We start from the raw sequence: 20081 nt of genomic DNA on the forward strand, positions 1-20081 counted from the left end.
GTGATCTTCACCGTGTTGGCCGGGGTTGCCCTGCTGCAGATGAAGGCGGAGCACCCGGAGGCCGGTGCTCGCGCCGCCGTGGCCATCGACACTCTGCAACTGTGGGTGATGAAGATGGTGCGGGTGGTGATTGCCCTCACCCCCTATGGCGTGATGGCGCTGATCGCCCGGGTGGTGGCTCACTATCCGCTGAGCGAGATCCTCAGCCTGCTCGGCTTTATTCTGGTCTGCTACGTCGCCATTCTGGCGATGTTTGCGGTACACATGGTGATCCTGCTGCTGATCGGTCAGAACCCGCTGCACTATTTGCGGGAAGTGTGGGGCGTGCTCACCTTCGCCTTTATTTCCCGCAGCAGCGCGGCTTCCATTCCGCTCAGCATCGAGACCCAGCAGCGCCTTGGCGTGCCCGCCAGCATCGCCAACTTTGCCGCCTCGTTCGGTGCCAACCTCGGCCAGAACGGCTGCGCCGGCATTTATCCGGCCATGATGGTGGCGATGATTGCCCCCATGCTCGGCATCAACCCCTTCGATCCCCTGTTCCTGCTGACTTTGCTGCCGGTGATTGCGCTCGGCTCCATCGGGGTGGCTGGCGTTGGCGGCGGAGGCACTTTCGCCGCGCTGATCGTGCTCTCCACCCTCAACTTCCCCATCGCGCTGGTGGGGGTGATGATCGCCATCGAGCCGCTGGTGGACATGGGCCGTACCGCTCTCAACGTCAACGGCTCCATCATGGCGGCCATGATCACCAAGCGCCTGCTGGGTGAACAGGCGCAGAGCGATGTTGCGGAAGGTGAAGCGTCCCGAGTCGCCAGCTGACAGCCAGCATCAAAATGAGAGAAGCCCGCAGTTGCGGGCTTTTTTATGTCGACTGTGCTGTCTTGTGAGCAGACGCAGTTATTCGGCAGAGACGGGGTAACCGGCGCCTTTCCAGGCGAAGATGCCGCCAGGCACCCGATAGACTTGCTGATAGCCCTGAGTCACCGCCCAGGCGGCAGCGTTGTGGCTGCGGCCGCACTTGACGAAGCCGCAGTAGATCACCACCGGGCGGGACTTGTCTTCACCCAGCAGCGCCTGGAACTGCTCCGCCGTGCCGCTCCCCTCGACGATTTCGCTCCAGTTGTCGCCGGACTTGGCCTCCTTCACGAAGACAAAGTTCTTGGCGCCCGGGATGTGCTCCTTCTTGTAGGAGTCCTCATAGGGCATGGTGTCGATGATCACCAGCTCCTCGCCCTTGTCCATCCGGGTCTTCAGCTCGGCCACGGTCAGCAGCTGATAGCCCCCCTGCTGCGCCTCCTGTGCCAGTTGCACTGCCGACTGCTCCAGCTTCACCTCCTGCTCGAACTGGTTGTCGCCACAGCCACCGAGGGCAAAGCTGGCGGCGATCAGCGAGGCCAGCAGGGTGCGGGATCGCAATGTCATCATGTCACTACTCCTTTGGAACGGGAAAAACGGGGCGGGAAGTTCGCAGCAGGGCGCCCGCAAGCGTCAGTAGCAGCAGATCCCGCACAATGGCCTCCGGCAGCGAGCTGAGATCAGCCCTGCCCAGACAGCCGCAAGAGATGTCGAGCCCGATGGCAACGCCATAGCCCAACACCGGAATAAACAGGGCGAGCAGCCCGATCACCAGCCAGAGTCCCCAGCGCCGGTTGGCGATGACCGCAAGCCCTGCGCAGAGCTCAAGGGCAATCAGCCCCCAGGCGGCGAACGGGATTAGCGGCGGCCAGATCAGGCCAAAGGCGCCGATCTGATCGATGAACAGGGCGGGGGAGGCCAGCTTGAACCCGGCGGAGGCGAGAAAGAATCCCCCCAGCGCCAGATTGACCAGCATGCGCAACAACGCAGGCATGTTCTACCTCTTTATAGAGAGTGGTAAATTCTAACAATTCCCGATTGAGCCGCAATGACTAAACCCATGCCGGACAAGATAAATCTCGATTTTGCGGGGCAGTGACCAGAATGGGGGCGCTAGACCCTGATGGTGGCGGTTGTAGAGGCGGGATGCTGTGGCTGTGTCGATTGCTCCCGGTCGTGCTGGTGGGTCAGCAGTTCGGCAGCCAGCTCGATGGCCCGCTCGAGCAGTAGCAGCAAGCTGTCGACCGTCAGATGATCGAGCCACTCGCGGGCCCAGATCAGGGTCTCTCCCTGCTCGGTCTGATCCAGCAGAAACACCGGCTCGTCGCCAAGGTGGTTGAGCAGGGGCGTGTTGGGCATGGCGTGGCCCGGTAGCAGCAGATAGATCACCAGATGGCCCTCATCCTCTGCCAGCGTCAGCACCAGTTCGTCGTTGATGGCGAGGGTGGTGGCTGTTTGTCCGGCCACCGGAAGCGGAAGTCCAAGTTGTGTGTACAGGGCGGTGATGAGAGCGTGATACATGGCCAAACCTCGGGCAGGGAGAGAGTGACACCCTATGCGGCTGATCGGTGGTTGCTTATCACTTGTCGTCATTTTTTTAGCGTTTTTGGTCGGCGGGGCGGGTGGTTGTGCCGAAATTGTGAGCTGACAGACATCTTTTACGGGTCAGTCCGAATCCTAAAAAAGCGGGACTATCGCTGACAGGGTGACAAGGGGGGTCGGCGTACGCTGAGGATCTTCTCTCATCAACGCAGGTTTCTTGCCATGAAAATTGCCTCCCCGGATATCGATGTAAGCCGTCATCAGCAGACAAGCTCTGATGCTACACCTCCTGCTACTGCTCGCCTTGGCAACGCCAGACTACGGCTGCTGGATGCCGGTAGCCGGGAGTTCGAGAGGGGGATCCGCCGTGGTATTGGCCATCGGCAGAGCCCGGAACTCAAGGCGGTCAAGCAGGCAGTGCGGCACTACCAGGCCCAGTCAATGCCTTCATTGGCCGGGTTGGCGAAGATCGAACAGGCGCTGCAGTTCTGGATCGACTCGGGCAAGAACCGCTCCCGTCAGCAGGATCTCGTGTTGCAAAAACTGGTCGATGACATCGCTGTCCGCCGTCAGGCGTTGGCGCAGGGTGGCAAGCCTCCCTCATTTCAGCTGGCGTGGGTCTGCAACGAACAGGGGAGGGTCAATCAGCCTATCGAGAGTAACCAGCAGATCCGCCAGTGGTGCAGCGAGTTGGCTAGCCTGCAACAGGAGGGGGCCAACGACCTGTTCAAGCGGGAGCTGCAAGGGGGGCTAGACCTGATGTTCGGGGTGAGTGAGGGAATGATGGCGCGACGGCTGGAGCGGGCGCCGACCCGTGAAGAGGTCGCAGCAAGCCACGAGTGGCAGCTGTTTTGCGGGACCTTGCGTCAGGCTCTGCTTGCACTGGGTGAGCTCAAGCCGCAAGCCACTGCCGAGGAGAATGGTCGCGATATCCTGCTGACCCACAGTCAGCTACTGGAGCTGGGCCACCTCAAGGAGGTTCTGGATCTCAGCATTCAGCAGCAGGTGAGCAAGCAGGGGGAGATTGGCCTGCTCAGGACCGAGCTGCTGACCGCGCTGGTGGATGGACTGGATGAGCCCTGGCTTGAGCGCGAGGCGCAGGAGAAGGTGCTCTGGCAGGGAGAGGCCGCATCAGGAAAGCACTATCAGAGTGGTGTACGGGCCGAGCTCAAGAGCCCTCTTTCTGCGGCCAGCAAGGAGCTGAAACCGGGTGAGCCTGTGAGCCAGAAGGCCTTTGGCGGGCTCGGGCTGGTCAGTGCCAGTGCGCTGGTGGAGGCTTTCGCCAAGATCGAGATTGGCAAGTGGGAGGGGCGTCGAGACACACCGGTAGGAGAGTTTGCCGGCAAGGTGGCTCTGACCCAGGAGAACAAGGCGAGTGCCAAGGCCGAGCTGGTGATTGGCAAGGCGGAGGGCTCATTGGTGTTCAATCCGGTGAACAAGATCGTCAATGATACCGACGGATCGCGTTACACCCCGGGGCCCCATGACCTTAGTCTGCTTCGCATCGGGGCCAGTGCCGAGCTGGTGAGCAGGCTGGGGCTGTCGGTTGAGGGGAGCTGGACTATCGGCAACCTGCTTAACGCCAAGCTGGCAGGCTCTGCCGAGGTGGTCGCCAATGCCAAGCTGGAGGCCGGTGCAGCGGCTATCATGACGCCCAATGGGCCAGTGGTCAGCGTAACGGCCAACGCCTCGGCCTTTGCTGGTATGAAAGCAGAGGGGAGTGCCCAGCTCAATCTGCTCAAGAGTCAGTATGCGGATGCCTATAGCCTTTCGGCCAAGGTACGCGCCTCCGCCAATCTGGGGGTAGGTGCATCGGCCGGTGCCACTGCGGCTTTCGGGCCACAGGGAGCCAAGTTTCATACTACCCTTGGCGTGACACTGGGGGTGGGGTCCGATGTCGGTTGGGAGGGCGGAGTCAACGCCATGGCAACCAAGGCGTATGCACTGGAGCTGGCTGCTCGTGCGGTAAGCAACTTTGATCAGCGCAAAGGGGAGCAGCTAGATGGACTGGCGATGGCGGCAGGGAATGAAAACCGTCTCTTCGAACTGGCCCAGCGGGTCGATAACCGGATTGTCACTCTCGCCACCCAGTTGGATGAACTGCAGCTGGCGGCCAGCGAGAACCGGATCCGGATGCAGGAGAGCCTGATCGATCCCGAGCTCGCTGCTGGTCGCACCGCCATGGCGCAGGCTATCGACGATGCCTTCGGTCAGGAGCGGGTCGATGAGCAGGGGGGCGTCACGGTTCCCGAGCGGGCTGCCGAGCGCAACGAGAAGCTTGAGCTCACCGCCCGGCTGCTAAAGGATCACGCTATCCGGGTCTAGGTCATCCCGAGGCTGGCCGGACAATGAAAACGGGCACCGCGAGGTGCCCGTTTTGGCAATCAGTGGCGCAGGCCGGTGCCGCGGGAGATGAGCCACCAGGCGATACCGTAGAGGGCCACGATAAAGCCGATGATGATGAGGTAGGCGGTGCCGAGCGGCACGTCGGAGATACCGAGGAAGCCGTAACGGAACGCGTTCACCATGTAGATGATGGGGTTCACCTGGGAGACACCCTGCCAGAAGGGGGGCAGCAGGCTGATGGAGTAGAACACTCCGCCCAGATAGGTGAGCGGCGTCAGCACGAAGGTGGGGATGATGCTGATGTCGTCGAAGGTCTTGGCAAACACCGCGTTGATAAGGCCACCCAGCGAGAAGAGGATCGCGGTCAGCAGCACGGTGAAGCAGACGCTGAACAGGTGGTGGATCTGCAGCGGCACGAAGAACAGCGACACCAGGGTGACGATAAGGCCAACGCAGAGGCCGCGTGCCACGCCCCCGCCCACGTAACCGGCGATGATGACGTAGTTGGGCACCGGTGCGACCAGCATCTCCTCGATATTGCGCTGGAACTTGGCGCTGAAGAAGGAGGAGGCGACGTTGGAGTAGGAGTTGGTGATCACCGACATCATGATGAGGCCGGGCACGATGAACTCCATGTAGGTGAAACCGCCCATGTCACCGATGCGCGAACCGATCAGGTTGCCGAAGATGACGAAGTAGAGGCTCATGGTGATGGCCGGTGGCACCAGGGTCTGGATCCAGATCCGGGTAAAGCGGCTCACCTCCTTGGCCAGAATGCTCTTGAAGGCGATGTAGTAGATGGCCAGATTCATGCTTTTCTCCCCTCTTCGACCAGATTGACGAACAGCTCTTCCAGCCGGTTGGCCTTGTTGCGCATGCTCACGACCTGCACTTGCTGCTTCGACAGTTGCTCGAACAGGCTGTTGAGTGACTGGCTCTTGTCGAGATCCACCTCAAGAGTGCGCTCATCCAGCATGCGGCCGTTGAACTCTGGTACCTCGGGTACGGCAGAACCTGGCGCAAGGTCGAGCAGGAAGGTCTCGCGACCCAGCTTGCCCAGCAGATTCTTCATGCTGGTGTTCTCGATCAGCCGACCCTTGTCGATGATGCCGATGTTGCGGCAGAGCATCTCGGCCTCTTCCAGATAGTGGGTGGTGAGGATGATGGTGACGCCCTGCTCGTTGAGATCCTTGAGGAAGGTCCACATGGAGCGTCGGATCTCGATATCGACCCCGGCGGTTGGTTCATCGAGGATCAGCAGCTTGGGCTCGTGCATCAGGGCGCGGGCGATCATCAGGCGACGCTTCATGCCGCCGGAGAGGGTGCGGGCAGGCATGTCGCGCTTCTCCCACAGATCGAGTTGGCGCAGGTACTTCTCGGCGCGGATCTTGGCTTCCGCCTTGGGAACGCCGTAGAAACCGGCCTGATGGGTGACAATCTGGATCACCTTCTCGAACTGGCTGAAGTTGAACTCCTGCGGCACCAGTCCGAGCTGGGCCTTGGCCTGTTCGAGATCGCTGTCGATGTCGTAGCCAAACACCTTCACCTTGCCGGCGCTCTTGTTCACCAGCGAGCTGATGACGCCGATGGTGGTGGACTTGCCCGCGCCGTTCGGGCCGAGCAGGGCGAAGAAATCCCCCTGCCTGACGGTAAGATCGATGCCTTTAAGGGCTTCGACGCCCCCCTGATAGGTCTTTTTCAGGCCGCTGATTTCCAGTGCGTTCATTGCAACCTCTGTGATGGTTGAATCCGGCTCGATACAGAAAAGGCGGCCAAGGCCGCCTGCACAGAGTAAAGGGCGCAAGGCCGCTTCACCCGTGATATTCCTGAACCTGGCTTACTCCTGGGGTACCACTTTGCCGATAAACGGCAGGTTGCGGTACTTCTGGGCGTAGTCGATGCCACAGCCGACCACGAATTCGTCCGGAATGGCGAAGCCAATCCAGTCGACCGGCACCTGCACTTCGCGGCGGGAGGGTTTGTCCAGCAGGGTGCAGATGGCCAGGGATTTCGGCTCGCGCAGGGAGAGGATCTCGCGCACCTTGTTGAGGGTGTAACCGGTGTCGATGATGTCTTCCACGATCACCACATCCTTGCCCTTGATGTCATCGTCCAGGTCTTTGAGGATGCGGACGTCACGGGTACTGTGCATGCCGGAGCCGTAGCTGGAGGCGGTCATGAAGTCCAGGGTGATGGGCAGCTGGCACTGGCGGCAGAGGTCGGCCAGGAAGATGCAGGAACCGCGCAGCAGCGCAATCATCACGACTTCGTCAGAACCCTGATAGCGGGCGGTGATCTCTTCACCCAATTTGGCGATCCGGGTGGCTACTTCAGCCTCGGAGATCATCACCTCGACGGTGTGTTTCATCACTTACTCCCATAAGGCCAAAGGGGATTTGGCCGTTCATGAATATCAAAACCGATGATTCTACCACTCATGTCGAAGGGTGCTAGAGATACGTGGTGCTTTTATCGGCTTATTTTAATTGATAGAGTTAGCAGGCACTCAGGCATGATTAGTTAAAATACTATAAACACCATAATCAATAACTATTAGATGATAAAAACTATGGAACCACGCGCAGAAATAAGACGTCGTACCCGGCTGTCGCCGGAAGCTCGTCGCTCCCAATTGATGGAATGTGCCATCGAGGTGTTCTCCCGTCGCGGCATTGGCCGTGCAGGTCACGCCGAGATAGCCGAACAGGCCAAGGTCTCTGTGGCTACCGTCTTCAACTATTTCAACACCCGCGAGGAGTTGGTAGATGAGGTGCTGGCCGAGATCGAACGCTTTGTGAACCAAATGCTGTCGCAGGCATACGGTGACCAGGGCTCCATTTTCGACAAGATCCAGCGTCATGTACGCCTCTCTGTCGATGCCGCCTACGATCAACCGGATTATGCCGGTATCTGGCTGGAGTGGAGCTCATCGGTTCGGGAAGAGGTATGGCCCCGCTATACCCGGCTGCTCGATCAGTGCCTTGAGCTGATCGCCAGCGAGCTGCAAACCGCCATGGATGCAGGGGAGATCACCAGCGTGCTGTCAGCACAGGATCTGGCCCGCTCTTTGACCGGTTTTGGCTATGTGATGATGCAGATGATCAATCAACCTCAGCGCCCGGCGCGCCAAGAGGTGACTGATTTCCTGTTCAAGTACGTGACGGCGCCAATTCAGGCTCGCTAACACGGCTTAACGAAAAAACGGCGTCACTCATTGAGTGGCGCCGTTTTTTTATGGCCGAATGTGGCGGTCACCTCAATGGTGGCCATAGCCCCAGCGGTGGGTCAGCTCATGCTCGACACCCAGATGATCGAGGATGCGGGCGACCATAAAGTCCACCAGATCCTCGATGCTTTTCGGCTCATGATAGAAACCGGGCGCAGCGGGCATGATGGTCACTCCGAGCCGTGCCAGTTTAAGCATGTTCTCCAGATGGATCGCCGAGAAGGGGGTTTCGCGGGGCACCAGGATCAGCTGGCCGCGCTCCTTGATCACCACATCCGCTGCCCGCTCCAGCAGGTTGTCCGAGGTGCCGTTGGCAATGGCCGAGACGGTGCCCATGGAGCAGGGGCAGACCACCATCTGTTTGGGCGCGGCCGAACCGGAGGCCACCGGCGAGAACCACTCCTCTTTGCCGCAGGCCACGATCTGCCCCTCCTTGGCGCCATATTGGCGACAAAGATAGGCAGAGAGCTCTTTCGGCGAGCCGGGCCAATCCTGTTGCTGCTCGGTCTTGAGTACCACACGAGCCGCCGATGAGGCGAGCAGGTAGACCCGATAGTCCGCCTGCACCAGACACTGGAGCAGGCGCAGGGCGTAGGGGGCGCCGGAGGCGCCGGTCAGCGCCAGGGTGATCGCTTTGTTCATAGTTCGCCGTGGTAATCCTTGAGGCGGGCGATCAGCTTGTCATGAATACCGCCGAAGCCGCCGTTGCTCATGATCAGAATATGGTCGCCATCGCGGCTCTCGGCCACCAGCCGGTTGATCAGGGTCTCCAGATCGTTGAATACCTTGGCGGGTCGGGTCATATGGGCCGTCACCTCGCCGAGATCCCAGCCGATGTTGGGGGGTTGGAAGAAGAACACCTCGTCGGCGCCATCGAAGCAGCCGGCCAGCTCCTCCTTGTGAACCCCCAGCTTCATGGTGTTGGAGCGTGGCTCCAGCACCGCCAGAATACGGGCTTCTCCTACCTTGGCGCGCAGGCCGCCGAGGGTGGTCTCGATGGCGGTGGGGTGGTGGGCAAAGTCGTCATAGACGCTGATGCCCGCTACCTCACCCTTGAGCTCCATCCGCCGCTTGGGAGATTTGAACTGGCAGAGGGCGGCGATGCAATGCTCCACCATGACACCGGCGTGGCGGGCGGCAGCGATGGCCATCAGGCCATTGTTGACGTTGTGCTCGCCGATGCACTCCCAGTGCACCTCGCCCTGTTTTTCACCATCCAGCCACACCTCGAAGGCGGAGCCGTCATCGGCCAGCTTGACCGCCTTCCACTTGGCGTCGTCCTGACCTACCAGCTCCACTTCGCTCCAGCAGCCCATCTTGCGCACGGCGGTGAGGTTGTCATCGGCTTGCGGGAACAGCACCCGGCCGTTGCTCGGCACGGTGCGCATCAGGTGGTGGAACTGGCGCTGGATCGCGGCGAGATCCGGGAAGATGTCCGCATGGTCGAACTCCAGATTGTTCATCACCAGGGTGCGCGGATGGTAGTGGACGAACTTGGAGCGTTTGTCGAAGAAGGCGCAGTCATACTCGTCCGCTTCGATGACGAAGAAGGGGGCAGAGCCGAGACGGGCGGAGACCGGGAAGTTGCCCGGCACGCCGCCAATAAGGAAACCGGGTTCCAGTTTGGCGTACTCCAGCACCCAGGCCAGCATGCTGGCGGTGGTGGTCTTGCCATGGGTGCCAGCAACGGCCAGCACCCAGCGATCTTGCAGCACGTGCTCCAGCAGCCACTGGGGGCCGGAGATGTAGGGCAGATTGCGGTCCAGCACATATTCAACACAGGGGTTGCCGCGGCTCATGGCGTTGCCGATCACCACCAGATCCGGCGCCGGATCGAGTTGGGAGGGGTCATAGCCTTCGGTCAGTTCAATGCCCTGTTGCTCGAGCTGGGTGCTCATGGGGGGATAGACGTTGGCATCCGAACCGGTCACCCGGTAACCAAGCTGTTTTGCCAACACCGCCAGACCACCCATAAAGGTGCCGCAGATCCCGAGAATGTGAATATGCATACCGCTTCCTTTCGCAGTAAAGGGAAGTGCGCATTCTAGGGGGTGTTGCGGTGGTGGCACAAGCCGCACTCATGGTGAGAGGCCCACAGATGCAGCACCGGAGGCAGAAATCTTGGCGCTGTTGGGATATGCGAGATTGGAATGGGCTGGTGGGCTTTATTTGAGGCTTGATATTGTGTCGTACTTTCTTACAATTCTTCGGTTTTGTGACGCACTCTACAGTTTTACGATATCGCCCTTTTCTAAAGGAGAGTCCCCATGGGCAAGTTCCTGCTTTGCTATCTGGTCGGTGGTCTGGTGGCCATCAGTTGGGCTGCGCTGCCCGCTCACGGTCCCTGGGATCAGTGGGACCTCGCGATTTTTCATACCGTTAACGGTTGGCTCGGGCAGTCGGCTCTGTGGGCCGATCTGGTGGCCATCACCAATAACCGGCTGTTCGATTTGGCGGTGTTGGCCTGTATGGGGCTGATCCTGGCTCGCAGCTTCTTCGCTCGGGATTTGGCGGGGCGTCGCCAACTGGTGGCGATGGGGATAGTGATGCTGCTGAGCGCGCTGGTGATCAACCAGCTTGGTCACCGATTGCCGGTGGAGCGACCCAGCCCGACTCTGATGGTGGCCGATGCGCTGCGGGTGACCCAGATCAGCGCTATTCCGACCAAGGACTCTTCCGGTGATAGCTTCCCCGGGGATCACGCTCTGTTCCTGATGATCTTCGCCGGCTATGCCTTGCGCTATCTGCCGCGCTGGGCGGGAGTCACCGCATTGCTGATGGTGCCGATCTTTTCCGCGCCGCGCATTCTGGCTGGCGCCCACTGGTTTACCGATGTCTACGTCGGCGCACTGGGGCTGGCGACCCTCTGTCTGCCTTGGTTGCTGCTGACCTCGCTGGCGGATCGGCTGATAGAGCGCATTGCCCCCCGATTGGCCAGATTGCCACTGTTGCGCAGTCAGACCCGCTGATTGAACGTCGCAAAATAAAACGCCCCGACATGAAAATGTCGGGGCGTTCTGTTATCCACCCGCGAGAGATCAGCCTTGATAGCCGTTCGGGTTGTTGCTTTGCCAGCGCCAGGTATCGACCATCATCTGCTCCAGACCGCGCTCTGCCTGCCAGCCCAGCTCGGCACGGGCCAGCGTCGGCTCTGCCCAGCACTCGGCGATGTCGCCCGGGCGACGGGGTTTGATCTGGTAGGGAATGGGTCGGCCGCTGGCCGCTTCAAACGCCTTGACCATCTCCAGTACCGAGTAGCCTTGGCCTGTGCCCAGGTTGTAGGTGAAGACGCCGGTGTCGCTCTTGATGCGTGCCAGTGCTTTCAGGTGACCGATGGCGAGATCCACCACATGGATGTAGTCGCGCACGCCGGTGCCATCCGGGGTCGGGTAGTCGTTGCCAAATACCCCTAGCTCTTTCAGCTTGCCCACGCCGACCTGACTGATATAGGGCAGCAGGTTGTTGGGGATGCCGTTGGGATCTTCACCAATCAGGCCGCTCTCGTGGGCGCCGACCGGGTTGAAGTAACGCAGCAGTACGATGGCCCAGCGGGGATCGGATTTGGCGAGATCGCGCAGGATCTCCTCCACCATCAGCTTGGAGCGGCCGTAGGGGTTGGTGGCGCTGGTGGGGAAATCTTCCCGCAGCGGTACCGAGGCGGGATCGCCATAGACGGTGGCCGAGGAGCTGAATACCAGCCGGAAAACGCCAGCTTTGGCCATCTCTTCGCACAGCACCAGAGTGCCGCTGATGTTGTTCTGGTAGTAGGTGAGCGGGATCTGGCTCGACTCCCCGACCGCCTTGAGGCCGGCGAAGTGGATGACCGATTCGATCTGGTGGTTGGCGAACAGCTGCTGCAGGCAGGCTCTGTCCAGCACATCCCCTTCGACGAAGGTGACCGGTTTGCCGGTGATCTGCTCGACCCGCTTGAGTGACTCCGGTGAGGAGTTGGAGAGGTTGTCGAGTACCACGACCTGCTGCCCCGCGCCGAGCAGCTCAACCAGGGTGTGGGAGCCGATATAGCCGGCGCCCCCTGTGACCAGTATTGTCATTTTTTATCCCGTGTTCTGGTGAAACTGGGGCAGAGTCTAGCGCCCCAGTCTACTTGGGAAAAGGTTGGGATACCGATGACGCCTTCACCGCACCTCACAAAAGCCTTCACCACGCCTCAATAATCGAGACTGATATCCCCTTTCGCGGTGCAGGAGCAGGCCAGAGCAACGCCGCTCTCCAGATCCTGAGCACTCAAGGTCATCACGCTCTGGCGCTCGATGTCACCTGTGGTGGTGCAACGACAGCTGCCACATACCCCGGCGCGGCAAGCAGCCATTATGGTTTCGCCCGCTGCTTCCAGCGCCGCCAGCAGGGTCTGACCCGGCAGGATTTTCACTTTCTTGCCGCTCTTTTTCAGGGTCAGCCAGAAGTGGTCGCTGGTGGTCTTGATGGGCTCTGCGGGAGGAAGACCAAAGGACTCCTGATGCAGCTGCTCCGGCGGCAATCCCAGCTCCGTCAGCATGGTCCTGACCGCCGCCATATAGGGGGCCGGGCCACAGAGATAGACATGGCGTCCGCGCAGATCTGGGGCCAGTTCGGCCAGCATGGCGGGGGTGAGTCGGCCCACCCAGGGATGAGCCGTTGGCGCCTCTTCCAATATCAGGGCATCGCGCACGCCTGAATGAGCCGCAGCCAGCGTAGCCAAGTCATCTGCGAAGATCACATCTGCTGGCGAGCGGGCGCTATGGATAAAGCGGATATCGGCATCCGGCCGTTTGGCGAGCTCGTCCCGCAACATGGCCCACATGGGGGTAATGCCGGAACCGGCACTGAGCAGCAGTGGCCGTTCGCAAGGCAGGGCGGTCAGGTTGAAATCGCCGAACGGACCATCGGCCCGGATCTTGTCTCCCACCTGCAAGGTCTGGTGCAGATGGTGGGAGACCCGTCCCACATCCTTAATGGTGACCTGCCAGCATGCATCCTGCGGGCTGGAGGAGAGGGTATAGGCGCGGCACTCCGGCAGGCCGTCGATCTCGGTGTGCAGGGTGATGCTCTGGCCAGCCAGTACGGGAGGGAGGCTGCCGGAAAGCGGCGCCAGCTGCCAGCTCACGACGTCGTGGGTGTTCTGTTGGCGGCCAATGCAGGTGAGCGTGAGAGAGGTCATCACAAGGCTCCTTAGGTTTGAAACGGGTTGAAAAACGTCTGGTGAAAAAGCCGGGTCCAGAAAAAAGGCGAGCCGGGCGGCTCGCCAAACGCTTACAACATGAGGTGCCGATCAGGCCGCCAGGATCTCGGCCAAGTCAGCCTCGGCCGTGGTGGTCCCTTTCAGGCCGAATTGCTCCTCCAGCACCTTGAGCAGCGCCGGGGTGAGGAAGGCGGGTGCGGTCGGGCCGGTACGAATGTCCTTCACCCCGAGGGAGAGCAGGGTGAGCAGAATGACGATGGCTTTTTGCTCGAACCAGGAGAGCACCAGCGTTAGCGGCAGATCGTTGACCCCGCACTCGAACGCCTCGGAGAGTGCCAGCGCCAACTGGATGGCGGAGTAGGCATCGTTGCACTGGCCCACGTCCAGCAGGCGCGGAATGCCGCCGATGTCGCCAAAGTCGAGCTTGTTGAACTTGTACTTGCCGCAGCCCAGGGTGAGCAGCAGGCTGTCGCGCGGCGCCGCCTTGGCAAACTCGGTGAAGTAGGCGCGCTCGGCCTTGTCGCCGTCACAGCCACCCACCAGGAAGAAGTGGCTGATCTCCCCGGCTTTGACCTTCTCAATCACTGCGGGCGCAGCCTGCATCAGGGCGTTGCGGGCAAAGCCGATGGTGATGAAGTGCTCGAGCTCGGTGTGCTTGAAGCCTTCCAGCGCTTGGGCCTTGGCGATCACGGCGGAGAAATCGCCCCCCTCCAGATGGGTTACGCCCGGCCAGCCGACGATGGAGCGGGTGAAGATGCGATCCGAGTAGTTGCCCACGTTCGGGTCGATGATGCAGTTGGAGGTCATCACCACGGCGCCCGGGAAGTTGGCAAACTCCTTCTGCTGGTTTTGCCAGGCGGAGCCGTAGTTGCCCACCAGATGGGGGTATTGCTTGAAGAAGGGGTAGGCCAGCGCGGGCAGCATCTCGCCATGGGTGTAGACATGGATGCCGGTCCCTTTGGTCTGCTCCAGAATGAGCTTGAGATCCATCATGTCGTGGCCGGAGACCAGAATGCACTTGCCGGGAATTGGCGTGACTCTGACCCGGGTCGGCTCCGGGTGACCGAAGGCGCGGGTTTCACCCAGATCCAGCATCTCCATGATTTTGAAGTTGAGCTGACCGATCTCCATGGCACAGCTGAACAGCCGACCCATTTCGCTCGGGTCTGTGCTGAGCCAGCTCATGATGCGGTGGAATTCGGCGGCCACCTCGTCACTCTGCTGATCCAGCACCCGGGCGTGCTCCATATAGGCGGCGGCGCCCTTGAGGCCGTAAAGACAGAGCAGACGCAGCCCCATGATGTCCTCGTTCACCTCGCTCTTGCCCCGATTGGGGGCGGCTGGTGCGGCATGGGCGAGCTGTTCCAGCAGCTTGGCACCTGGCTCGAAGTGGGCGGATGATGGCAAATCGTTCACCCGCACCGTCATGGCGGTCAGACGATTGGCTAACTGCTGGCGATAGGCGAGGGCCTGATTGACGTAGGCCACGATGCGATTCGAGTCGAAGTTGACGTTGGTGAGGGTGGCGAAGAAGGCTTTGGGCACGAAAGCATCGACCTCGCGATCCATGATGCCCTGCTCGCGGGCGGCCAGCGCCCAGGCGCTGAGCCCCTGCAGGGTGTAGATCAGCACATCCTGCAGATCCGAGGTTTCCGCCGTCTTGCCGCACATACCTTGTGCGTAGGCACAGCCGTTGCCAGCCGGGGTACGAATTGTCTGTTCACATTGCACACAAAACATCATGCCTCTCCTAATTGGACATTTCAGTTGTCTGTTTTGTGGCGATTCTATTCCTCTCGCGAAAAACTTAATAGGCATTCAATTTGCCAATTAAGATTCCCTTGATGCAGATCAAAAACAAAAAAAGCCGCCCAAACAGGGCGGCAAGCGGGTGGATAAAAGGAGAGACAACTCAGGTTTGCAACAGAACATAACAATCAGACGGATTGGGCCGTGGTCTGGTCAGGTGCTTCCGGCCCGGTACTTACTCAAGCCAGCATACGTACGCTGTAGCTGGCTTGGTTCACTATCAGGCCAGATAAGCGCGCAGCATCCAGACCAGTTTTTCCTGCTGCTGCACATAGTCGGAGAGTATGGAGGCAGTGCCTTCATCACCGGCTTCGGCGGCCTGACCCAGAATACGGCGCTGGGCGACCAGCAGTTCGCGGAAGCTATCCAGCAGGGATTCGACACAGGCGCGGCCATCGTGCAGCCCTTTTTGCTCGGGGATGGCAGAGACTTTCAGGTAGTCACTGAAGCTGTGCATGGGCACCCCGTCCAGGGTCAGGATCCGCTCGGCCAGTGCATCGACTTTCAGCAGCAGGTCGTTGTAAATCTCTTCAAATTTCAGGTGCAGTTCGAAGAACTGGTTGCCACGGATATTCCAGTGGAAGCCGCGCACGTTCATGTAGAGGATCTGGTAGCTGGCAAGCAATTTGTTCAACTCGGCTGCCAGGGCTTGTGATTGAGCAGTATCAAGACCAATCGGGCTTTTCATCATTCACCTCCAGATTTGGAAATCGGTTTTAAATTCTCTTTCGGAACGCAGTCAGAATAACGCCTTGCAAAATGCAGGGACAATTGCTTGTGCCTAAATGTTTGATAGCTAACGGCTATCAAACAGTACGCAGCAACGGGGGCAATGGATGAGGATTAGGGGAAGTATTTTTCCAGCAGCGCCATCAGGATGGCCTGGCACTCGCGGTCCGGTTTGCTATCGACCTTGCTGGCGCGAAAGTGGAGCTGAAAGGCGCCCATGACGGCCCGGCTCTGCTCATCCCACTGGCCGGTTTGGGGCAGGCCGTAGCCATAGCGGGCCAGCTGTTGTTGCCACATGGCCGCATCCCAATCGGGCAAGGGACTGGCCAGTAACTCGGCCACCCGACCTTCATCGGGCCAGGCGCCGACCCCGTACGTCAGATAGAGCTGGCGCCAGGGGAAGTGGGGGCCGGGATCCTGCTTGCGTTCGGGGGCGACATCGCTGTGGCCCAGCACCTGGGTCGGTGGAATCTGGTAGCGGGCGACCAGCTCCCGACTGAGGGCGCCGACGGCGGCAATCTGCTGCGGGGTATAGGGTTGCCAGCGCCGCGCATCGGGGGCCAGCGGCTCATCTTCCGCTGGATAGCCGAGGTTGACGATCTCGATGCCAAGGGAGCTGGCATTGAGCCCGGCATATTGGTGCCAGCGGCTGCGCCCGGCATGCCAGGCGCGCGCGCTGTCCGGTACCAGCTGATAGACCGGTAGCGGGGTCTCGTGGCTGTCGCGGGGGATCAGGTAGTGGGCGCTCACCTTGTGCTCCGGCTCGGTCAGCAGGCGCAAGGAATTGGCATCGTCTTCGTCGGTGTAGTGAAGGATCAGAAAGGCGATCCGCTCATTCTGGTTGGCGCTCTGATAGCGGGTAGAGAGCTGGTATTCGGACGGAGTACAACCACCCAGCAGCAGAACCAGTGGCAGAAAGAAGAGGGGAAGAAGACAGCGCCAGCGCCATCCCCCTGCCACAGTCAGTCTGCTGAGCGTGGGAGGAGTGAGTCGCTGGCACATGTCGAAGGCCCTGTCTGGTCAGTCGCGCGGCTGGTTAGCCGCGGTATTTGGCAGTGAGACCGATCAGGAAGTTGCGCAGGATCTGATCCCCGCAATCCTGATAGTGCTTGTGATCCTTGGAGCGGAACAGGGCACTGAGCTCGGACTTGGAGAGGTTGAAGTCGGCGAGCTTGAGGGTGCCGAGCATATCCTCTTCCTTGAAGTTGAGACCGATGCGCAGCTTGCGCAGGATCATGTTGTTGTTGATCCTGTTCGGGATCACCTGGGGCGGTGCATCTTCCCGCACGCCGCGGCGGGCGATGATGAAACCGTCGAGGAACTGGCTCAGGGCCGAGTCGGGACAGGCGACATAGCCTGCCTCTTGCTCTTCACCTTCCGCTGCCTCTTTCATCAACCAGCTGTGCAGCTGGGCGTGAGTGACCGTCAGGTTGCCCTTGGCAAACATCTCGACCATCTGGTCGTTGCTGATGGTGAGGGCGTAGCGCAGACGGCGCAGAATATCGTTGTTGGTCATGCTGACTCCTGTGTAAACGGCGCAACTTTACCATCTGGCGGCCCTCGCGTCAGAAAAAGCGGGGCCGCTACAGTTCAGGTCAAGCTCATCAAACCTTGCCGAGATAGCGGGGTGCCTCCTGGCGCACCAGTTCCAGCGCATCTTGCAGCTCCAGCAGCTCGGGTTCCAGCTCGCTCACCGGCACGCCGTCACGCAGCTGTTGCTCCAGCTGGGAGAGCAGCCGTTGCAGTCCCGGTACCCCGGAATAGGCACAGCCGCCGTTGAGGCGATGGAGCTGGGCCAGCACCTCGCTATCTTCAATTTCGCCAGCCAGCGCGCTATCCAGCACAGGTTCCACTTCGTCGAAACTGGCCAGCAGCATGGTCAGCATCTCTCTGGCGAGATGCTCTTTCCCTGCCGCCTGCCGCACCGCCAGTGCCCAGTCGATCTGTTGGGCACCATTATTCTGGTGGCGGCGATGGGCAAAGTCGGTGATGAGCTGGGCCAGCATGCTCTCGTCGATGGGTTTGGCCAGATAGTCATCCATCCCCTGCCGGATCAGCCGCTCCCGTTCTCCGGGGATGGCGTGGGCGGTCACCGCCACGATCGGGGTGGTGGTGTTGAGGGACTGGTTGCGGATCGCCTGGGTGGCGCTGATGCCATCCATGATCGGCATCTGGATATCCATGAAGATGATGTCGAACGGCTGGCTCTGGGCCTGCTTGACCGCCTCCTTACCGTTTTTGCACACCACCACCTGACTCACCATCTCCTTGAGCATGGCGGCGATCAGCTTGAGGTTGGCGGCGTTGTCGTCCACCGCCAGCACCTTGATTGGCTGCAACTGGCGCGGAGCAGGCTGAGCAGGTAGCTTCTGGCGGCTCGATTCCGGCGAGAGCAGGGCGTGCAGCAGCTTGCGGTGGTTGACCGGTTTGGAGAGACAGTGCTGGGCGCCATGGGCCAGCATAGCTTCATAGAGCGACGGCTCGTGGCTGCTGAGCAGTACTATGGTGTTCTGCTGCTGGCCGTTCAGTCTGTCGAGACGGCCGAGCACCTGCTGCGGCGTATGCAGGGTGCTGCTGCCGATGATCACCATCTCCTGCTCGCTCATCTCGGGCCAGGGATCATCGCTGGTCAGTGGGTGCACGTCGAGGTGCCACTCCGCTAACAGGGCGAGCAGGGAGGCTTGCGCGAAGGGATCCGGTTCCAGCAGCCAGAGCCGTTTGCCACGGATCCGATCCAGTGGCAATTGATCGGTCTGGGGCAGGGGGGAGACCTCTACATCCAGACTGAAGGAGAAGATGGAGCCCTTGCCGAGCTCCGATTCAAAGCGGATCTGGCCGCCCATCTGCTGCACCAGCTTCTGGGTGATAACGAGGCCCAGGCCCGTGCCGCCATAACGGCGGGAGATGGATGAGTCGGCCTGATTGAAGGCCTGGAACAGCTGATGTTGCTGCTCTTGGGAGATGCCGATGCCGGTATCGCGGATCTGGACGTTGAGCCTCACCTTGTGGTTGCCACTGCCGGTCTGCTCGATATGGACATCCACGTTGCCTTGCTCGGTGAACTTGATGGCGTTGCCGGTGAGGTTGGTCAGCACCTGTTGCAGACGCATGGGGTCGCCGGTGAGGTAATCCGGCACATCGGCATCCACCCGCAGGGAGAGCTCCAGCTGCTTATCGTGGGCGCTGGGGCCGAGCAGGTGCATGGTCTCGTTGAGGGTGTCGCGCAGGCTGAACGGGATATGCTCCAGCTGCAGTTTGCCCGCTTCCAGCTTCGAGAAGTCGAGGATGTCGTTGATGATGCCAAGCAGGTTGCGCGCCGATTTCTCGATGGTCTGCATATAGTCGGTCTGGCTCGGGGTCAGGCTGGTTTTCAGCAACTGGCGGGTAAAACCGATGACCCCGTTGAGCGGGGTACGCAATTCGTGGGACATGTTGGCCAGAAACTCCGACTTGACCCGCGCCGCCTCCTGCGCCCGCTTCTTGGCCATGTCGAGCTCGACGTTCTGGATCTCGATCTGCTCCAGCGTTTCGCGCAAGTCAGAGGTGGCCTGATCGATATTCTGCTGCATCTCTTCGTGATATTCGGAGAGCGCCTTGGCCATGGCGTTGATGCCATTTTTCAGCATATCCAGCTCGCCGGTGAGCTGGCCGCTGACCCGGGTATCGAGCCGCCCCTCCCTGATTTTGTGCACTGCCTGCACCATGTTGGTGATGGGCTGGGTCACGCTCTTGACCAGACGGAAGCCAAACAGGGTACTGAAGGCGACCCCGATGAGCACCATGATCACCGCAAAGAAGGTGTCGCGGTATTGCAGCAGCATGGCCCTGTCGGTCGCCATCTGCATCGAGATGTAGCCGATCATCGGCGGCTCTACATCGCTGGGCAGCGGGAAGCCATCCAGACTGGTTTCAGCCTGGATCGGGGTGCGCAAAATGATGTCGTCCCCCTGAAACGTCACGCTGGTCAGATCCGGAATAGGCTCGCCATCGGGCAGCCTGAGCCGGGTGAAATCCCGGTGGTAGTTCGAGGTAACGAACAGCTGGTTGTCCTGGGTGAAGACAGCGATGGACTTGATGAAGGGGGAGTTCTTGCGATGGGTCAGGCCAATCAGCCGCTTGAGGGATTCGCGACTGTGCTGGGTCATCCCGTATTCACTGGCGATCGCCAGCGGTTCGATAATGTTGATCCCCTGATCAATGAGGTTGTTTTCCAGCTGCTGGTAGCGGTGGAAGGTGAAGTAACCGGCCATCAGGCCACCGATGATCAGGGTTGGCAGGATGGTGAAGGCGAGAACGCGTGCTCTCAGGCCATATTTGGTCATACGAACAGGCCACCAGTGAACAGGGTTGGCGATAGGGTTGATGGCAATACACGGGCTCTGTGGCCGTATTTGGTCA

The 20081-nt window shown here is 60.4% G+C and carries 19 protein-coding genes; 4 read left to right on the forward strand and 15 right to left on the reverse strand.

Going from position 1 to position 20081, the window contains the following annotated elements:
* Positions 1-816, forward strand: an 816-nt coding sequence (locus tag L972_RS09520; RefSeq protein WP_047437811.1) for a cation:dicarboxylate symporter family transporter, incomplete at its 5' end; no start/stop codon positions are given.
* A 78-nt stretch (positions 817-894) separates the two neighbouring features.
* On the opposite strand, the gene L972_RS09525 is transcribed toward L972_RS09520, so the two are convergent.
* The 3 genes from L972_RS09525 to L972_RS09535 form a co-directional block, all read right to left on the reverse strand.
* Positions 895-1422, reverse strand: a complete 528-nt coding sequence (locus tag L972_RS09525) for a rhodanese-like domain-containing protein (protein ID WP_047437813.1) — start codon at positions 1420-1422, stop codon at positions 895-897.
* Positions 1423-1426: 4 nt separating this feature from the next.
* Positions 1427-1846, reverse strand: coding sequence for a MauE/DoxX family redox-associated membrane protein (locus tag L972_RS09530; protein WP_047437815.1), 420 nt, complete (start codon positions 1844-1846; stop codon positions 1427-1429).
* Between the two features lie 119 nt (positions 1847-1965).
* Positions 1966-2373, reverse strand: coding sequence for a hypothetical protein (locus L972_RS09535; RefSeq protein WP_047437818.1), 408 nt, complete (start codon positions 2371-2373; stop codon positions 1966-1968).
* Positions 2374-2616: 243 nt separating this feature from the next.
* Between L972_RS09535 and L972_RS09540 the strand changes: the two genes are divergently transcribed.
* A complete protein-coding gene (locus L972_RS09540; protein ID WP_047437820.1) occupies positions 2617-4719 on the forward strand; it encodes a hypothetical protein in 2103 nt (700 codons plus the stop codon).
* Positions 4720-4778: 59 nt separating this feature from the next.
* Here L972_RS09540 and L972_RS09545 read toward each other — a convergent pair whose 3' ends face one another.
* The 3 genes from L972_RS09545 to hpt form a co-directional block, all read right to left on the reverse strand.
* Entirely contained in the window at positions 4779-5552 is a 774-nt protein-coding gene (locus L972_RS09545) for an ABC transporter permease (protein ID WP_019445351.1), read from the reverse strand.
* Positions 5549-6466: an ABC transporter ATP-binding protein gene (locus L972_RS09550; protein WP_047437822.1), complete on the reverse strand. Its 918-nt coding sequence runs from the start codon at positions 6464-6466 to the stop codon at positions 5549-5551. The genes L972_RS09545 and L972_RS09550 overlap by 4 nt, the downstream gene beginning before the upstream one ends.
* Before the next feature lie 111 nt (positions 6467-6577).
* On the reverse strand, positions 6578-7108 hold the full coding sequence (gene hpt, locus L972_RS09555; RefSeq protein ID WP_042010962.1) for a hypoxanthine phosphoribosyltransferase: 531 nt from the start codon (positions 7106-7108) through the stop codon (positions 6578-6580).
* A gap of 201 nt (positions 7109-7309) precedes the next feature.
* Here hpt and L972_RS09560 point away from each other — a divergent pair, with 201 nt between their 5' ends.
* Positions 7310-7924: a TetR/AcrR family transcriptional regulator gene (locus L972_RS09560; protein ID WP_005362858.1), complete on the forward strand. Its 615-nt coding sequence runs from the start codon at positions 7310-7312 to the stop codon at positions 7922-7924.
* Between the two features lie 72 nt (positions 7925-7996).
* Here the strand turns inward: L972_RS09560 and L972_RS09565 are convergent, their stop codons facing one another.
* A complete protein-coding gene (locus L972_RS09565; protein ID WP_047437825.1) occupies positions 7997-8608 on the reverse strand; it encodes a flavin prenyltransferase UbiX in 612 nt (203 codons plus the stop codon).
* On the reverse strand, positions 8605-9975 hold the full coding sequence (gene mpl, locus L972_RS09570) for a UDP-N-acetylmuramate:L-alanyl-gamma-D-glutamyl-meso-diaminopimelate ligase (protein WP_047437826.1): 1371 nt from the start codon (positions 9973-9975) through the stop codon (positions 8605-8607). The genes L972_RS09565 and mpl overlap by 4 nt, the downstream gene beginning before the upstream one ends.
* A gap of 258 nt (positions 9976-10233) precedes the next feature.
* On the opposite strand from mpl, the gene L972_RS09575 reads away from it, so the two are divergent.
* Entirely contained in the window at positions 10234-10935 is a 702-nt protein-coding gene (locus tag L972_RS09575) for a phosphatase PAP2 family protein (RefSeq protein WP_047437828.1), read from the forward strand.
* Between the two features lie 69 nt (positions 10936-11004).
* Here L972_RS09575 and galE read toward each other — a convergent pair whose 3' ends face one another.
* The 7 genes from galE to barA all read right to left on the reverse strand — a co-directional run bounded on the left by galE (position 11005) and on the right by barA (position 20005).
* On the reverse strand, positions 11005-12018 hold the full coding sequence (gene galE, locus L972_RS09580; protein ID WP_005335608.1) for a UDP-glucose 4-epimerase GalE: 1014 nt from the start codon (positions 12016-12018) through the stop codon (positions 11005-11007).
* A gap of 116 nt (positions 12019-12134) precedes the next feature.
* Positions 12135-13124, reverse strand: a complete 990-nt coding sequence (locus L972_RS09585) for a hybrid-cluster NAD(P)-dependent oxidoreductase (protein WP_047437830.1) — start codon at positions 13122-13124, stop codon at positions 12135-12137.
* Between the two features lie 111 nt (positions 13125-13235).
* Positions 13236-14885, reverse strand: coding sequence for a hydroxylamine reductase (gene hcp, locus L972_RS09590; protein WP_047437832.1), 1650 nt, complete (start codon positions 14883-14885; stop codon positions 13236-13238).
* Positions 14886-15174: 289 nt separating this feature from the next.
* Positions 15175-15642: a Dps family protein gene (locus tag L972_RS09595; RefSeq protein WP_005362843.1), complete on the reverse strand. Its 468-nt coding sequence runs from the start codon at positions 15640-15642 to the stop codon at positions 15175-15177.
* A 155-nt stretch (positions 15643-15797) separates the two neighbouring features.
* Complete coding sequence (locus L972_RS09600) at positions 15798-16685, reverse strand: N-acetylmuramoyl-L-alanine amidase (protein WP_047437834.1); 888 nt, start codon at positions 16683-16685, stop codon at positions 15798-15800.
* Positions 16686-16719: 34 nt separating this feature from the next.
* A complete protein-coding gene (locus L972_RS09605; protein ID WP_005343323.1) occupies positions 16720-17199 on the reverse strand; it encodes a DUF1456 family protein in 480 nt (159 codons plus the stop codon).
* 88 nt (positions 17200-17287) lie between these two features.
* The gene (gene barA / locus L972_RS09610; protein WP_047437836.1) at positions 17288-20005 is read right to left on the reverse strand and encodes a two-component sensor histidine kinase BarA; all 2718 of its coding nucleotides are present in this window, start codon (positions 20003-20005) and stop codon (positions 17288-17290) included.
* Between the last annotated feature and the right edge of the window lie 76 nt (positions 20006-20081).

The organism is Aeromonas sp. ZOR0001, assembly GCF_000801015.1.
In the GTDB taxonomy this organism is placed as follows: domain Bacteria; phylum Pseudomonadota; class Gammaproteobacteria; order Enterobacterales; family Aeromonadaceae; genus Aeromonas; species Aeromonas veronii.

What these genes read in the sequence shown, in the direction of transcription:
- barA (WP_047437836.1), bottom strand. Translation starts at nt 20,005, where the DNA reads ATGACCAAATATGGCCTGAGAGCACGCGTTCTCGCCTTCACCATCCTG.
- L972_RS09535 (WP_047437818.1), bottom strand. Translation starts at nt 2,373, where the DNA reads ATGTATCACGCTCTCATCACCGCCCTGTACACACAACTTGGACTTCCG.
- L972_RS09605 (WP_005343323.1), bottom strand. Translation starts at nt 17,199, where the DNA reads ATGACCAACAACGATATTCTGCGCCGTCTGCGCTACGCCCTCACCATC.
- hcp (WP_047437832.1), bottom strand. Translation starts at nt 14,885, where the DNA reads ATGTTTTGTGTGCAATGTGAACAGACAATTCGTACCCCGGCTGGCAAC.
- L972_RS09525 (WP_047437813.1), bottom strand. Translation starts at nt 1,422, where the DNA reads ATGATGACATTGCGATCCCGCACCCTGCTGGCCTCGCTGATCGCCGCC.
- L972_RS09565 (WP_047437825.1), bottom strand. Translation starts at nt 8,608, where the DNA reads ATGAACAAAGCGATCACCCTGGCGCTGACCGGCGCCTCCGGCGCCCCC.
- mpl (WP_047437826.1), bottom strand. Translation starts at nt 9,975, where the DNA reads ATGCATATTCACATTCTCGGGATCTGCGGCACCTTTATGGGTGGTCTG.
- L972_RS09540 (WP_047437820.1), top strand. Translation starts at nt 2,617, where the DNA reads ATGAAAATTGCCTCCCCGGATATCGATGTAAGCCGTCATCAGCAGACA.
- L972_RS09585 (WP_047437830.1), bottom strand. Translation starts at nt 13,124, where the DNA reads ATGACCTCTCTCACGCTCACCTGCATTGGCCGCCAACAGAACACCCAC.
- L972_RS09545 (WP_019445351.1), bottom strand. Translation starts at nt 5,552, where the DNA reads ATGAATCTGGCCATCTACTACATCGCCTTCAAGAGCATTCTGGCCAAG.
- L972_RS09575 (WP_047437828.1), top strand. Translation starts at nt 10,234, where the DNA reads ATGGGCAAGTTCCTGCTTTGCTATCTGGTCGGTGGTCTGGTGGCCATC.
- hpt (WP_042010962.1), bottom strand. Translation starts at nt 7,108, where the DNA reads ATGAAACACACCGTCGAGGTGATGATCTCCGAGGCTGAAGTAGCCACC.
- L972_RS09530 (WP_047437815.1), bottom strand. Translation starts at nt 1,846, where the DNA reads ATGCCTGCGTTGTTGCGCATGCTGGTCAATCTGGCGCTGGGGGGATTC.
- galE (WP_005335608.1), bottom strand. Translation starts at nt 12,018, where the DNA reads ATGACAATACTGGTCACAGGGGGCGCCGGCTATATCGGCTCCCACACC.
- L972_RS09550 (WP_047437822.1), bottom strand. Translation starts at nt 6,466, where the DNA reads ATGAACGCACTGGAAATCAGCGGCCTGAAAAAGACCTATCAGGGGGGC.
- L972_RS09595 (WP_005362843.1), bottom strand. Translation starts at nt 15,642, where the DNA reads ATGAAAAGCCCGATTGGTCTTGATACTGCTCAATCACAAGCCCTGGCA.
- L972_RS09560 (WP_005362858.1), top strand. Translation starts at nt 7,310, where the DNA reads ATGGAACCACGCGCAGAAATAAGACGTCGTACCCGGCTGTCGCCGGAA.
- L972_RS09600 (WP_047437834.1), bottom strand. Translation starts at nt 16,685, where the DNA reads ATGTGCCAGCGACTCACTCCTCCCACGCTCAGCAGACTGACTGTGGCA.